This is a genomic window from Candidatus Riesia pediculischaeffi, from assembly GCF_002073895.1.
Lineage (GTDB): Bacteria > Pseudomonadota > Gammaproteobacteria > Enterobacterales > Enterobacteriaceae > Riesia > Riesia pediculischaeffi.
The window spans coordinates 302,331-317,252 of sequence record NZ_CP012839.1; the positions used below are offsets into that span (position 1 = coordinate 302,331).

11 protein-coding genes and 1 pseudogene are annotated in these 14,922 nt (G+C 34.8%); 5 read left to right on the forward strand and 7 right to left on the reverse strand.

Features of this window, described 5'->3' with window-relative positions:
* Positions 1–698 precede the first annotated feature (698 nt).
* The 4 genes from infB (at position 699) to pnp (ending at position 5,435) form a co-directional block, all read left to right on the forward strand.
* Positions 699–2,330 (forward strand): translation initiation factor IF-2, encoded by a 1,632-nt coding sequence (gene infB, locus AOQ87_RS01475; protein WP_185751026.1) that lies wholly within the window; start codon positions 699–701, stop codon positions 2,328–2,330.
* A 25-nt stretch (positions 2,331–2,355) separates the two neighbouring features.
* Positions 2,356–2,727: a ribosome-binding factor A gene (locus AOQ87_RS01480; protein ID WP_039719678.1), complete on the forward strand. Its 372-nt coding sequence runs from the start codon at positions 2,356–2,358 to the stop codon at positions 2,725–2,727.
* Between the two features lie 278 nt (positions 2,728–3,005).
* Positions 3,006–3,227, forward strand: a complete 222-nt coding sequence (gene rpsO, locus AOQ87_RS01485) for a 30S ribosomal protein S15 (protein ID WP_080626566.1) — start codon at positions 3,006–3,008, stop codon at positions 3,225–3,227.
* Between the two features lie 108 nt (positions 3,228–3,335).
* Positions 3,336–5,435: a polyribonucleotide nucleotidyltransferase gene (gene pnp / locus AOQ87_RS01490; RefSeq protein WP_080626567.1), complete on the forward strand. Its 2,100-nt coding sequence runs from the start codon at positions 3,336–3,338 to the stop codon at positions 5,433–5,435.
* Positions 5,436–5,451: 16 nt separating this feature from the next.
* Here pnp and AOQ87_RS01495 read toward each other — a convergent pair whose 3' ends face one another.
* Both AOQ87_RS01495 and AOQ87_RS01500 read right to left on the reverse strand, forming a co-directional pair.
* Positions 5,452–8,367, reverse strand: coding sequence for a valine--tRNA ligase (locus AOQ87_RS01495; RefSeq protein WP_185751027.1), 2,916 nt, complete (start codon positions 8,365–8,367; stop codon positions 5,452–5,454).
* A gap of 154 nt (positions 8,368–8,521) precedes the next feature.
* Positions 8,522–10,055: pseudogene (locus AOQ87_RS01500) on the reverse strand (leucyl aminopeptidase).
* A gap of 1,513 nt (positions 10,056–11,568) precedes the next feature.
* On the opposite strand from AOQ87_RS01500, the gene tsaB reads away from it, so the two are divergent.
* Complete coding sequence (gene tsaB, locus AOQ87_RS01505) at positions 11,569–12,258, forward strand: tRNA (adenosine(37)-N6)-threonylcarbamoyltransferase complex dimerization subunit type 1 TsaB (protein WP_080626569.1); 690 nt, start codon at positions 11,569–11,571, stop codon at positions 12,256–12,258.
* 45 nt (positions 12,259–12,303) lie between these two features.
* Here tsaB and AOQ87_RS01510 read toward each other — a convergent pair whose 3' ends face one another.
* The 5 genes from AOQ87_RS01510 to rpsF all read right to left on the reverse strand — a co-directional run bounded on the left by AOQ87_RS01510 (position 12,304) and on the right by rpsF (position 14,879).
* Positions 12,304–13,323, reverse strand: a complete 1,020-nt coding sequence (locus AOQ87_RS01510) for an NAD(P)-dependent oxidoreductase (RefSeq protein ID WP_080626570.1) — start codon at positions 13,321–13,323, stop codon at positions 12,304–12,306.
* Between the two features lie 118 nt (positions 13,324–13,441).
* Positions 13,442–13,891, reverse strand: coding sequence for a 50S ribosomal protein L9 (rplI, locus tag AOQ87_RS01515; RefSeq protein ID WP_039719682.1), 450 nt, complete (start codon positions 13,889–13,891; stop codon positions 13,442–13,444).
* A gap of 35 nt (positions 13,892–13,926) precedes the next feature.
* Positions 13,927–14,157, reverse strand: a complete 231-nt coding sequence (gene rpsR, locus AOQ87_RS01520) for a 30S ribosomal protein S18 (RefSeq protein ID WP_039719683.1) — start codon at positions 14,155–14,157, stop codon at positions 13,927–13,929.
* Positions 14,158–14,224: 67 nt separating this feature from the next.
* Positions 14,225–14,350, reverse strand: a complete 126-nt coding sequence (locus tag AOQ87_RS02755) for a hypothetical protein (protein WP_257788022.1) — start codon at positions 14,348–14,350, stop codon at positions 14,225–14,227.
* 181 nt (positions 14,351–14,531) lie between these two features.
* A complete protein-coding gene (gene rpsF / locus AOQ87_RS01525; protein ID WP_080626571.1) occupies positions 14,532–14,879 on the reverse strand; it encodes a 30S ribosomal protein S6 in 348 nt (115 codons plus the stop codon).
* Between the last annotated feature and the right edge of the window lie 43 nt (positions 14,880–14,922).

The window sequence follows — 14,922 nt, forward strand, 5'->3', positions numbered from 1 at the left end:
GTAGGGGATGTTTTTAGACCATTTAATTGATGTGATATGAATGAAAGGTTCAAAATTTATCAATGATTTTTTAAGTCATCTCAAAATTTTTCCGATGACATTAAAACGAATGTATCTTACGGTTTGGGAAAAAAATAACGAAGTGTTCCATCTATTCTGTTCATGTAAGGAACTGTGAAGAGATAGTCCCTTTTACTCAGACATAAATGAATACGAAAGATCTTACCGGAGTAGAAATTAAAGAGGATCCATTTTATCTTCGATGGCGAACAGCGAATTTCATCCGATGGTCTCAAAAGTCATTCGTTCAAGATTTTTAAACGTATTATTTTTTTTAATATTGTAAGATGCTATTTGATCTCAACGGATAACAAAAAAGATGGAAATATATTTCATCCATCATATATTTCTGTAAAGGTAAATGAATTGATCTTAAAGAAAGGTAAAAATGCTTCGTAAGAACATCTTAACTTGAAATCTTAAGATCATGAAATCATTCGGAAATGAATTTTCTTCGATTAAAATGAAAATCATCCGTATTCTATCAAAAGGTAAGATATCCCTTTGTATGATCTTTTCTGAAGTTTCCAGAATAGATCAAGAACATTTTCTATCATAGAAAATAGAATAATACAGATTTATGATGCTCATCAATTTAACAACCCGTGTCTATAAGAATGGTACGAATTAACGCGAATATGGATCGATATAACGAAAAAGACATCGAATCGGAAATAATCGATTATCGAAATAGTACATTTCGAAGAAATGATAAAATTTTGAGAGTTCGTCCTCCAATAGTAAGTGTCATGGGACATATTGATCATGGGAAAACTTCTTTACTAGATAGGATATGTTCAACCAATGTCTTATCGAAAGAAACAGGAGGTATCACACAAACGATTAATGTTCATCACTTTCATGCGGATAAAAGATACAATGAAAAGGCAATTACTTTCTTAGATACTCCGGGACATTCCGCTTTCTTCAATATGAGGTTGCGTGGGATTGATATGACGGATATTGTACTCTTAGTGATCGCGATAGACGATGGTATTATGCAACAGACTATAGAAACGATTCAATATGCCAAATCTTTCGATATTCCAGTAATAGTTGCAGTTAATAAAATCGATAAAAAAATATCTTTCAACAAAGATATAGAGAACTATATCTTAAAATACGGAGTTCAATCGGAAAGATTGGGAGGAGAGGATCAGTTCGTCTATGTTTCTGCTAAAACTGGAGAAGGAATCGATAATCTCCTAGAAGCGATTCTAGTACAAGCGGAATTGATGGAATTAAAAGCAGATCGAAACTGTCCAGCGATCGGAACGATAACCGAATCATTTTTAGATAAAAGAAGAGGTCCTGTGGTAAATGTCATAATCAGGGAGGGTGTTCTAAAAATAGGACAAGTCATCTTATGCGGCTTCGAGTACGGAAAAGTTAAGAAAATCATTGATGTAAATGGAAAAAACGTAGAAGAAGCGCTTCCTTGTGTTCCTGTTCAAGTACTTGGATTGTCCGATATACCGTTAGCAGGAGACAAGTTGATAGTGTTGAAAAGTGAAAAAAAAGCGAAGAATTTTGCGACAATTCGGAGAGCTAGATCCAGAGAAATCGAATTAGATATCCAGAAAAGTAGCATAATGCAAGAAAACAAGAAAAATTTTTTTAAAAAAGATAACGAAACAACAACCTTGAACATCATTTTAAAAACTGATACGCAAGGAATGATGGATGCTATTCAAAGTTCTTTAGATGAAATAAACAGAACGTATTGTAGAAAGAACATCCAAAAGTATGTTAAGATCATCAGATGTGGCGTCGGTCAAATCAATACGAATGATGTTATTCTAGCTATCACATCTAAATCGATAATATTTGGATTTAACGTTCAAACTGAACATATCTCAAAAAAATTTTTAGTTAGAAATCACATAGATATCAGATATTATTCGGTTATCTATAAACTTTTGCAAGATGTAGAGGATGAACTCAGAAGAAATGTTACGAAAAAAGTATATGATAGAAAGGTACAGATCGGTACGCTGAACGTTCAAAACATCTTTCATCTAAAAGATCATCACAGTACCATAGTGGGTTGTATGGTCGTGAAGGGAAGGATAAAGAAGGATAGCCTCATCTCGATATTTCGAGGAGAGAAGATGATTTTTCAAGACATTCAAATCGATTCCTTACAAAGGTTTCAAAGTAAGGTTAATGAGGTGAAAGAAGGGGACGAATGTGGTGTTAGGATCAAACCTCATGTCAAACTCTATATAGGAGACATGATAGCAGCATTTGAGAAAAAAAATGATCCGTAATTCATACACATCACATGAATTTTTTATGAAAAGAAAATCATACAGACTACGTAAACTATCCAAAGTGATTCAAAGAGAGCTTTCTTGGATCTTTCAAAAGAACATCATGGATCCAAGAGTTAGAAGGGTTGTAATACTGTACGTTGATCTTAATAAAGATCTTTCTTTCGCAAAAGTCTTCATTTCTATGTTTTTTAATTTTTTGACGGAAATCGATAATAGTGCATCTATAGAAGAGATGATTCGTATACTGAATGAACATCAAATGTTGAAGATGATCAGATACCATTTAGCACAAAGAGTCATGGTTCGTTCAATACCGAAGTTATCTTTTTGTTCACCGATCAAAGAAGATATCAATCAACATCGATTATACAGAAAAAACCATCATCGATGATCTCATTTCGTACAACACTGAACAGTTAACACCCCCAAAATTGATGAAGTCAACCGGTTTACTCTGAACAACGTTGTCACGTTTCGAACGCATCAACTATTTTTTCTGTTTAACAATAAATATTTGAAGGATCATAGGGAGATTTAATCTATACCGATGATATCTAAAATAAGGAAGACGTAAGTATTTTTCTTGCATTAGGATATCTTATCATTTAAAGTATCCCTATGTATCTTACGATTGTACGTTATTTCATTATCACATTGAAGAATTAGCACATGAAAAGAACAAATACAGGTTCCGAAGAATTTCAAATCAATACGCTAACTGAAAAGATAAATAGATTGGTCGGTCATTTTTCTTTCAACAAGAAAGATTTTCATAGCAAAAGAGGTTTTTTAAAAATGGTCTCCCAAAGAAAAAAAAAACTAGAATACTTAAAGAGAAAAGACTTTAATAAATATCTATCAATTGTGGATGATCTAAAGACCCGAAAATAGAAGAATCTTATGTGACGTGTTTGTAAGTTTTATCATGACGATTTCGATGAGAACATTAAAGAAAATACTCCCTTGCAACGCGTTAATCAATCAATAAAGGTAAAATAATTGATAAAAAATTTTCTTAATCCTACTGTTCAAACCTTTCAACTTGGAAGAAACATCTGTACTATAGAAACTGGGATGTTAGCCAGGAGATCTACAGCGTCAGTCATGATACACATGGAAGGAACATCCGTTCTCGTTTCAGTAGTAGAACAAAGAGAAGATAAAAAACAACAAGAGTACGATTTCTTTCCTCTAGTTGTAAACTATCAAGAGAGGTATTATTCTATAGGAAAAATACCGGGAAGTTTTTTTAGAAGAGAAGGAAGATCTGGAGAAAATGAGATCTTAACCTCTAGGCTGATTGACAGATCTTTGAGACCAGTTTTTCCAAAAGGTTTTAACAGCGAAATTCAAATCATCGCAACCGTAGTTTCAGTGGATCCTAGAATTAATCCGGATATTTTATCGATAGTAGGAGCTTCCGCTGCACTTTCAATATCCCATATTCCATTCAGAGAACCTGTCGGAGCAGTTAGAGTAGGTTATATCTCAAAAAAATACGTTCTAAATCCAAGTTATGAAGAGATCAAGAGAAGTGAATTAGATTTAATAATTTCTAGCACGGAAGATCAAACTTTGATGATCGAATCGAGATCTTCATTGCTAAAAGAAGATGTCATCTTACAAGCAATCGAATTCGCTAGAGAAGGTCAAAAGGTTATCATTGATAATATTAAGATGTTTTCCGATAAAGTTGGTTTAGAAAAGATTTCCCTAAAAGAAAAAGAAATGAATGTTGATATTGAGAAATATATATCAGATAATATTGAGGACGATTTGAAACTTGCTTATTTGATTCCTGACAAGAAATCTCGCTTATTTAAAGTTCGAGAAATCAAGGAGAAAACGTTTTTGGAATCTTCAACCACAGAAGGTTTCGATCCAGATCAAGTGAGTCATGTGTTCTCTAGTTTAGAGAGAAAGATAGTACGAAACAGAATACTAGATGAGAATTTAAGAATAGATGGAAGAAGACGTGACGAAATTAGACCGGTCGACTGTCGTGTAGGAGTCCTACCTAGGACACATGGTTCTTCCTTGTTCACGAGAGGAGAAACTCAAGCCCTAGTTGTAGTTACTTTAGGTAACGATAGGGATGCTCAGATAAAAGATGAAATCATCGGTGAGAGAATTGATCATTTCATATTCCATTACAACTTCCTTCCATATTCTGTCGGAGAGATCGGATTAGTAGGTGTTCCAAAAAGGAGAGAAATAGGACATGGAAACTTGGCAAAGAAAGGTATGATGGCTGTCATGCCATCTTTCTCAGATTTTTCATATACCGTCCGAGTTGTTTCTGAGATCATAGAGTCTAACGGATCTTCATCAATGGCTTCTGTATGTGGATCTTCTTTGGCGATGATGGATGCTGGAATTCCGATAAAATCAGCAGTTGCTGGTATTGCGATGGGTTTAATTAAGGAAAAAGAAAGATTCATCGTTCTTTCAGATATATTGGGTGATGAAGATCATTTAGGCGACATGGATTTTAAGGTAATTGGAAACGAAGAGGGAATAAGTGCAATGCAGATGGATATCAAGATCGATGGAGTTGATGATAGCATATTGAGAACTGCTCTTATTCAATCAAAGGAAGCGAGATTGAAGGTATTGCAAGAAATGAGGAAAGCTATCTCTCGTCCACGGGAATCTGTTTCGAAATTTGCTCCAAGGGTTCAAAAAATATATGTAGATCCTAAGAAGATAAAAGATATCATAGGAAAAGGAGGATCCACTATAAGATCTCTAACCGAAGAGACCAACTCCGTCATAGATGTAGAAGATACAGGCGAAGTGAGAATTTCATCGGTAGATGAATCAAATCTCAGGAAAGCGATTTCTAAGATAAAGGAGATTATTTCAGAAATAGAATTAGGAAAAATTTATAAAGCAAAAATAATCAAGATAGCTGAATTTGGATTGTTTGTTTCGATACTTAGCAATAAGAAGGAAGGATTGGTCGTTCTTCGGAACCATGGAAGGAACATATACCTTCGTGGAAAGCACGAATTCCGTTCCTTCAAGGTCGGACAGATAATTTCAGTAAAAGTTTCAGATATTGATCGTCATGGGAGGGTACGATTCGTATTATCCTAGATCTTTCACAAGTAGACTAATCTGTATTCGAAACCAAAGATTTTTTAGCATCCTCCAAATCTTTCACCCTTCTCATCTTCTCTTCTATAACTTTTTTAGGAGCTTTCGCAAGAAAATGGGGATTTTTTAGATCTTTTTGGATTACGGTTATTTCTTTATCCAACTGCTCTATCTTGTTCCTGATGTTTTTTTGAATATCGCCTGATTTATTCAGATTCACCGTAGAGAAGGTAAAATCTAACAGACCTTCGAAAGATTTCTTCGACCGATATTGTTTATTACAATCGATGATGATCGGGATACCTGTCATTTTACAAATATGCTTGAGATATCGACGAACGATCTCTCTTGTCCTAAGTTCTAAAAATCGAAATATGATGATCTTGAGGATCTTTTCTTCACATGATCTGAATTGAGATCTTAAGTTCCTTATGAATACGATAAACCTCTTTATCGTCTCCACCTCGAAATAAGCTATCCTATTTTTCTCTTCTTTAAGATCATCTTCACGAATACCTACTGGAAAAGGTTCTTCCAGTATAGAAGATAACTCTCTATTTTTTATCCGATTAATGTTCTGCCAAACAAATTCGCTAACGAATGGTACAATTGGATGGGATAGTTTTAACAGTCCTTCTAAAATCATCAATAGCGTCTTTTCAGCGGAGATTTTTCTGTCCATATCTGTATCTCGAATAGAAATCTTTGAAAGTTCTAAATACCAATCGCAGAATTGATTCCAAACGAATCCGTACAGAATGCTGGAAACCATATCAAAACGGAATCGTTCAAAGGCTGCTCTATATCTACTGACCATTTTTTTGAATTCGAATACTATCCATCGATCTAAAGAAAAAATCTTATCATCTTTTGAAGGAAATTGATCGTTCTCAATCTCACCATGTATGGTGATATTGTTCAAAACGAATCTGCTAGCATGCCATACCTTATTGCAGAAGTTCTGGTATCCAACTATTTGATTTTTATCTAGCAATATCTTTCTATTTCCAGAAGACAAAGAAGCTAAAGTTAATCTTAAAGAATCCGCTCCAAACCTTATCTGTCCACTCTCTTTAATTTTCTGGGACGATCCTATATCAGAAAGGCGTTCATCATGAAGGATATTTTTTGAATCGAACATAAATTTTGAGATTTTTTCCAAATAACTCCTGTCCTGCATGATTAAAATCGGATCGATCATATTTCCTCTTGATTTAGACATCTTTTTTCCATCCTCATCACATACCAATCCTGTTATATAAACTTTTTTGAATGGAACCTGCCCAGATCCATCTTCGTTTTTGATGAAATATAAGGTCATCATGATCATTCTGGATATCCAAAAAAATATGATATCGAAACCGCTAACTAGAACATCAGTTGGATGAAAGACTGACAAATCCTTGTTATTCCTTTTAGGCCATCCAAAAACGACAAAAGTCCACAAGGAAGAAGAAAACCATGTATCTAAAACATCTTGATCCTGTTTTAAAACAGTGCCACATAAGTTGTATCTTTTTCTGATCTCACGTTCATTGCGTCCTACATAGGTTCTTCCATCGTCATCGTACCAAACTGGTATCCTATGACCCCATAGTAGCTGTCTGGAGATGCACCAATCCTTCATCTGGTTCATCCAAGAAAAATAGATTTTTTCATACTTTTTTGGGAAAAATTTAATTTTTTTATCTCGAACGACGGAAATTGCCTCTTCTTTTAGGTTCTTGACATTGATGAACCACTGATCCGTTAAAATAGGATAAATTTCAGATTTGCTTCTTTCGTTGTAATTTACACGAGATACGTATCTTTCCTTTCCGATCAACAGTTTCATATGATTTAAACTTTTCAAGATACCTTCTCTTAAACAAAGATCTCTCTTTCCACAAAAGAAAGAAGGAATATCGAATTCATCCGATATTTTCCGTCCCGTTTTATAGAAGATGTTTGCTATCCTTCTCATGCTTCCATCTCTGTTCAACACTTCTACGATAGGTAAATCATGGTTCATCGCAACTTCATAATCTTGAAAACTATGAGCTGGTGTGATCCTCACATATCCAGTACCTTTCTTCATATCTACAAATCGGTCCGATATGATCGGTATCTTTCGACCAACTATCGGTAACAAGACGTTCATACCTATCAAGTGCTTCTTATCTTCATCTTCAGGATGAACAGCGACAGCGGAATCCCCGAAGATTGTCTCCGGACTGGAAGTTGCCACAACGACATACGCCTGATTTTCTAAGTTTTCATATGGATCTATTATAGGATATCGGATGTACCACATTGTTTTTTTCGATTCCACAGTCTTGACCTCTAAGTCAGAGATCACAGTCTTCAACTTTGGATCCCAATTAACCAACCTTTTTCCTCTATAAATTATACGATCTTCGTACAACCTAACGAACGCTTCTGTTACAGCCTCGGAAACATCCCGATCCATCGTGAATTTAGATTGATTCAAAGAAACTAAATTACCTAGATACTGCATTTGAATGTGCATGATCTGTACCATCTCTTCTTTCCAATCCCAAATCTTTTCTATAAACTTCTTTCTTCCAAATTCAATCTTGTTCTTTCCATATCGATCGAATATGTACTTTTCTACAACGATTTGAGCAGCGATTCCAGCATGGTCGACACCTCCTTTCCACAAGGTATGTTTTCCGTTCATATAATGGTATCGAATCAACATATCTATAATCGTATATTGTAAAGCATGACCAATATGTAACCTTCCAGTGATGTTGGGTGGTGGAGAGACCGTACAAAATACTTCTTTATCGTTCTTATAACCTTTATCTCGAAGAAAACCGCTAATTTCCCAAAAACGATAGATTAGTCGTTCTATTTCTTCAGGAGAAAAGTTTTTTTCGAACAACAAATACGATTTATTCAAAATCTCTTCGTGTATCTCTTCAAACATTTTTATATCTTCATGGAGCATCTTTAAAGAATTATGATATTTCTATGATATCTTGAACACGTGAATTTCAACCGTTGTAAAAAATAATATACCTATGATATCTCCAGGAGATATGCGCTCTAAAATATATAGAAAGATATAATAGAACCTTCCTCTATTCTGGAGATCTCCCAAGTTTATCTAAAATGAACTGTGAAAGCAATGGAACCGGTCTTCCTGTAGCTCCATCCGATTTGTTGTTCTTCCATGCAGTTCCAGCGATATCTAAGTGTACCCAGCTGTATTCGACGAAACTTCTCAAGAAGTATCCAGCCGAGATAGCTCCTCCACCAGAAAGATTATTTGAATTAGAAATATCGGCGCAATCTGATCGAATATACTTCTTTAAATCATCTCCTAAAGGTAGTTGCCAGATCTTATCCATACTTCTTTCAGAAGAGTTCATGAAGGATGATACCAGGTTCTGATCATTTGTCATCATACCGGTGTATACATCCCCCAATGCTACTACACAGGATCCCGTCAAAGTAGCTATATCAATGACCAACTCAGGTTTAAATCTTTTAACGTAGGTCAAAACATCACACAAAACTAATCTACCCTCTGCATCGGTATTAATAATTTCAACTGTCTTTCCAGACATTGTTTTCACGATATCTCCGGGGCGATAGGACATACCATCTGGCATATTTTCACAGCATGCCAACACTCCGATCAGATGGATAGGTAAATCCAACTCTGCTACACATCGTATGATTCCATAAACGGCCGCTGCACCGCACATATCGAACTTCATTTGTTCCATACCGGAAGAAGGTTTTATTGATATTCCACCAGAATCGAAAGTCAACCCTTTTCCAACCAACACAATGGGACCTACCCTATCTCCATTATCTTCATGATCTACACCATTTCCGAAGTATTTTATCACAGACATGATGGGTTCATTTCTTGAACCGGAGCTGACTGCCAAGTAAGCATTCATACCGTTCCTGCGCATTTCATTTTTTGAAATGATCTCTACGGTAATTTTATCATACTTTTTACCTAATTCTTCTGATTGATCTCTCCTTAAAGAGAGCGCTATTACAGATATTTGCCGGCATGTTGGAAAGATCTTTCGTACATTTCGTACCTAAAGAAATCGCTACAGAGTGTTCAACAGCTTTTTTAGCGACCGAAATATCATCATTATCTTTCAGATAAAAAATGACATTTCGAAGAAAAATCTTCTTCTTTTCACAATTTTTTTTAAAATCATCGAAACTATAGGTTAGTTCTGTCAAAACTTCTATAGCATATCTTATCTTAAAGTATTCGCGGATTCCTACGATGTTTAGAGAAGTTAAATAACAAACAATATTTCTTGAGTTAGTCTCGATCAACCGTTTAAAAGATTCTCGTAAAATCCTTTTATATCGAAATTTATCTAAATTTTTCGATGATCCACATCCTACCAACAGAACTCTATCCGAATTGATGTTCGGAACATTATATAAAAGGACGATTTTTCCAACGTTCGATTTTGTTTTTTCCTTGATGATAACCTTGCTGATATACCCGTGACTAATATCGTCCATTTCTTCGCTCATCTTCGGAAGTTTACCTTCCTTAAAAAATCCAGTGATAACACAGTCAGAAAATGGAACGTCTTCTTGAAAACTTCTATTTTTAACCTCAAATTTCATGATCTTCTCCATGTTTTATCGAAAAGGTAAATATCATGTGGATAAATTTTTAGAATCGTCACTTACGTCTCAAAAACGTATGAAATTGAGAAATGGGACTTTAAGATATGAAGATATACTTCATATCGAAGATGGAAGAACTCTCACACGATGAAACTACGATGTACTAATACGAATTTCAATGCTTGAATCATCTTCAAATAAACCAAATATAATCACAAATCTTATAAATTATTTTTACCCAATATGGAACCCCCATCCTTCTTATAAGATCGCAAAAATACGTAGCATCCTTCAATAAGAAGGACTCGAAAGAATTCTAACCCACACATCACCAATCGAGATTTACATATTTTGTTCACATAGCAAAAATGTCTTCATCGAAGTAAGTTCTTTAAATAATCGTACGAAATTATTCATCCATAAGAATGAAAGATCGAACCAGAATATACCACAGTTGAATATTCTGCTGACTTTTAAAATGTACGCAACGTTCTTACGATCAAACATTTTTGATATCAGATCAAGTTAAATGTGGGAAGATCACATGAACGAACATCTACAAGATAATCGAAAAGGAATTTTTAATATCGAAACTTTCGATATGAACATCAGAATAGATTTTCAATCTTTACAGTGAAACAATGATTCAACGTTTTCTTCGATCATCTTTTTGATATGAAACGACTCCGAACTCATCCATCGTATATCATACTCACGAATTCTTATCGATTATAATAGATCACGATTCAAGGAAAATGCACCATTATCATTCGATCGAACTACACCTGGTAAAAAACATCGTGAAGGATCGATGGTTCATACTCTTGTAAAGAGATCAATCCTAACATTGTCGTGTACTCTTTAACTTTACAAAACCGAAAGGATCTAAAGTTATCTATCTAGAAGGTTATATCGCACGATAGAGTCCCACATCCGTGGAGAACACGAAACGTCTTAGACAGAACTTATTTTTTTCAATCAGATTTCTATGAAATTCAAAGATCTGACCAACAAAAATTTTAACCTCAAACGAACGATCTCTTTTTTTATTGAAATCTTCCACAAACGAAGTACCATCTTCTCTTTTACACGAATATTCAATATAACAGATGATCGAAAATTAATCTACGGATTTATATACTTCCTACGATAAATGCGACTTGTACCCTCCATACGAGTTTATCCGATCGAATTTTAAAAAAAAAATAAATGAGTTGATCAGATAATTTAACAGCATAACAAAGATCGGAGGTGCTATAGTGTAAGATAATCGAGAATCCTTCACATCTTTGAACTAATCGCAGTACCCATCTTCGATCTCGATCATCTGATCATGTAACGATGCAGGATGTCTTCAAAATTCATGGAACTTAAAACAATCTACAAGATCGCTAAGATGAGATTGTATCTTAAATGATTCCATGATATATCATTACATATTTTTAATAACTATCATACGATATTATCGATTCGATTTTATCGTCATTTTGCGACAATAAGTTTAAATAAGATGGTTCAAATATTATCGATAGATACAACGATGGAGCTCTGTTCTGTAGCTATCTTTAAGGGAAACGAGATTTTTTTCGATGCGATAGATTCCCAAGGGGAACATTCTCACAAAATTCTACCTCTCATACAAAGATGTCTGAAAATATCCAAATCCAACTTGAAGGAAATCGATTTGCTAGCGTGTGCTAATGGTCCTGGAAATTTTTCCGGAACAAGAATATCTGTTTGTACGATACAAGGAATTTCGATCGCGATGAATATACCTGTGGTATCATTTTCGTCTCCCATGGTGATAGCGCAAGGTTTATATCGATGTTTCGGAATCAAAGAAGTTGTGATCTATTTAAGAATTAACAGAGAGAAGATCCATCGATCTTACTTTAGACTCATCGGATCAAAATGGATCGAAGATGAGGGAGACAAACTATGTTCTTTGGAAGAAATCATGCGAACGGATCACTTGAAAGGTCGGTCAATATTTTGCAAAGGATACAGATTAAGGCAAAAAGATGATCTCTTTTCTACAGATACCTTGATTGATGATCTAGGAAAGAGATCCATGAAAGAAAAAGAAAAATCTTTTCCAAACGCTAAAGATGTGATACTACTCGCTTACAATGCGTGGAAGAACGGAACAATCGAGCTTGCAGAAGAAATATTTCCAAATTATTTCAAGGATATCCCGTAGAAAAATTATTCAGTGCATCGAACGACCAGAACCTTGTAAAAGAAGTTAAGTTAGCTGATACTTAAGGGGACGTCCATTTTTAAAATTATCGATATTGTGCAGAGTAATATCGGCGATATTCATTAGGGATGTTTGGGTCAAAAACGCTTTATGTCCGGTGAAAAGAAAGTTCTTCTGTCTTTTTAACGATCGAAAAGTAGTATATATCTGATGTTCTTCTCTATTTTGAAAAACATCAGACACCTTTTGTTTCATCAAGATATGTTCTTTCTCAATCACATCCGTGCAAAAGCACCGGATCTTCTTGGATTTCATGGCAGAAAGAACAGCGATAGAATCTACCAACTCTCCTCTACCAGTGTTAACTAAAATAGCTCCGTACTTCATTACTTTACAAGCATCATCATTAATCAAGTGATAGTTATCTTCGTTCAAAGGACAGTTCAAACTGATTACATCAGAACTCTTTAAGATTTCATCCATACCGACATAAGTGACACCATACCTTTGTACAATATCTAAATTGACAATAGGATCACACGCTAACAATTTGGATCCGAAACCACTAATCATCTTCAAAACAACCGATCCTATTTTTCCAGCTCCAACCACTCCGACAACCTGTTCTTTCAACGTTCTTCCAACTTCCGATATCTCTCCTCCTTCTAAAGAGAGATATAGTTTTCTGCTAGCGTATAGAATTAATAGAACTGTGTATTCCGCTATAGATTCTGGAGAATAATCTGGAGCATACGTCACATGGATACCAATACCTCTAGCATGATCAAGATCGACATGATCGAATCCAGAACATCGCAAAGCGACCATTTTAACTCCATTTTTAAAGAGCAGATCAAGAACATTTTTATCGATCACATCATGTACAAAAGAACACACGACGTCATATCCGAAGGAATCTCCCACTGTATTCTTGTTCAACCTGCAATTCAAATATCGCATGTTCATCCTGAATCCATTTCTCCGATTCGACTCTTCAAAATGATCTATTTCATAAGATCTTGTGCTATATAGGATAACTTTCACTGATCTCTTATTTCTCCACATTTAATTTCTATAGAACGCGTTCAATGTAGTTCAGCCTCCATTATCGATCTGTTTTTGAAACTTTTAAAGTGTATAAACGGATCAAACGAACTACATCGACATAAAAATTCAGAAAAAATTACGTCGAAACAATGTGTAAATCGATTTCAGAGGTGATGTTCTCGTGAAACATGAACTTAACTTTGTATGATCCAACCTTACGGAATGGACCGTTATCTATCTTCACTTCATTTTTATGAACATCGAATCCTAACTCTTTCATCTTTTTACAAATCTCTAATGTCCCAACCGATCCGAATATCCTATCAGAATCTCTTGATCTTGCATGAATCTCGATTTTCTTCAAGGATCGAATATCGTTAGCTTTCTTCTCCAATTTGATACGATTCAACTCCATTCTTTCTTGCAAAATTTCAACTTCTTTTTTAATCATATCAATATTTCTTTGGTTTGCAATGACAGCAAATCCTTTCGGAAAAAGATAATTTCTTGCATACCCAGAACGAACACTCAAGGAATCGCCAAATTTTCCAAGTTTTCCGATAGATTTCAACAGAATGATCTTCATCGTACTAACTCCATCTTTTAAAAACTGTAAATCTCTTAAACATGATGATCCGTATATGGTAATAGAGAGAGATACCTCGCTATCTTGATTGCTTTTGATAGTTTCCTTTGATATTTTGCTTTGGTTCCCGTGATCCTGCTTGGAATAATTTTTCCACTCTCTGTAATGTAGTTCTTCAATCTACTGATATCTTTATAATCTATTTCTTTTATTTTTTCTACGGTAAAACGACAAAATTTTTTTCTTCTCAAAAAGTTAGGTTTCATATTTCACCTTGCTTTAAAAATTCCGGTTATTTTTACATACAGTAAAATATCATAACACTCCCCGTTCTTAGAACCGATGGATGATCCCACGATAACCTTTCAAAGTCGCTGTAGTGGTAGATTCTTGAAATGGATACAATGCTATCAAGGCAAAATGAAAAGTTTCGTTCCAATTTCCTGAAGAATACATCATTTTCGAAGTTGATAATTCTTTACATCCACAACAGTTCTCAACTACAACCGATATTTTTCTGCCGTAGAAGGTTCGTAAACATTTTGATTATCGTCACGAACGGCCACCTCACAGAGAGCTTACTTTCATCCGAAAAATCAGATTCTCATCTTTTTTTAAAGATCTTTCATTAAAATAGATCTCATGTTCTTTCTTTTGAAGAAGCTTCATCCTGAAATTTTATCATAGGAGAACGTTCAGAGAACGGTCTTTTAGTCCTTAAAATTATCTTTCGAAAAATATTATCATCTGATCTAAGATCGTTTTCAATTGATTGAATAGATCCCTTAGGTACTTCTAAATTCATCAAGATATAGTGCGCTTTGCGCATCTTAGATATTGGATAGGCTAGTTGTCTCCTGCCCCAATCTTCCAACCTATGCACTTTTCCGTTTGCGTTCATAACATTCCTTTTCAAACAAGATATTATTCTACCTACCTCATCACTCCTATCGGGATGAATCATAAGAACGATTTCATAGTGGTTCATAACCCTCTCCGAAAACTATAGGATACCTCTAGAACGAATATCG

Coding starts and splice junctions, on each gene's coding strand:
- AOQ87_RS02755 (WP_257788022.1), bottom strand. CDS start 14,350: ATGATGTATTCTTCAGGAAATTGGAACGAAACTTTTCATTTTGCCTTG.
- rpsO (WP_080626566.1), top strand. CDS start 3,006: ATGAAAAGAACAAATACAGGTTCCGAAGAATTTCAAATCAATACGCTA.
- rpsR (WP_039719683.1), bottom strand. CDS start 14,157: ATGAAACCTAACTTTTTGAGAAGAAAAAAATTTTGTCGTTTTACCGTA.
- rplI (WP_039719682.1), bottom strand. CDS start 13,891: ATGAAGATCATTCTGTTGAAATCTATCGGAAAACTTGGAAAATTTGGC.
- AOQ87_RS01510 (WP_080626570.1), bottom strand. CDS start 13,323: ATGTGGAGAAATAAGAGATCAGTGAAAGTTATCCTATATAGCACAAGA.
- AOQ87_RS01495 (WP_185751027.1), bottom strand. CDS start 8,367: ATGTTTGAAGAGATACACGAAGAGATTTTGAATAAATCGTATTTGTTG.
- tsaB (WP_080626569.1), top strand. CDS start 11,569: ATGGTTCAAATATTATCGATAGATACAACGATGGAGCTCTGTTCTGTA.
- AOQ87_RS01480 (WP_039719678.1), top strand. CDS start 2,356: ATGAAAAGAAAATCATACAGACTACGTAAACTATCCAAAGTGATTCAA.
- rpsF (WP_080626571.1), bottom strand. CDS start 14,879: ATGAACCACTATGAAATCGTTCTTATGATTCATCCCGATAGGAGTGAT.
- infB (WP_185751026.1), top strand. CDS start 699: ATGGATCGATATAACGAAAAAGACATCGAATCGGAAATAATCGATTAT.